At 75.4% G+C, this 301-nt stretch carries 1 pseudogene; it reads left to right on the forward strand.

What is annotated here, in order from left to right:
• Nucleotides 1-127, forward strand: a pseudogene (locus JHD73_RS29455) (alkene reductase); the annotation flags it as partial.
• Nucleotides 128-301: the final 174 nt, after the last annotated feature.

A 301-nucleotide genomic window follows, 5' to 3' on the forward strand; every position in this document is an offset into this window, starting at 1 on the left:
CGTCGCCAAGGGTGCGCAGAGCTTTGTCGTGCACCCTGACGGCACGCCGGGCAACGAGCCCACCAGTGAGCCGCGCGCGCTGGCCACGGAGGAAATCCCGGGCATCATTGCGCAGTACCGTCAGGCCTGTCTCTTATACACATCTCCGAGCCCACGAGACATGGCGCCTGATCTCGTATGCCGTCTTCTGCGTGAAAAAGGGGGGGGGGGGGGGGGGGGGGGGGGGGGGGGGGGGGGGGGGGGGGGGGGGGGGGGGGGGGGGGGGGGGGGGGGGGGGGGGGGGGGGGGGGGGGGGGGGGGG

The organism is Ralstonia sp. ASV6, from assembly GCF_016429285.1.
Classification (GTDB): Bacteria; Pseudomonadota; Gammaproteobacteria; order Burkholderiales; family Burkholderiaceae; genus Ralstonia; species Ralstonia flaminis.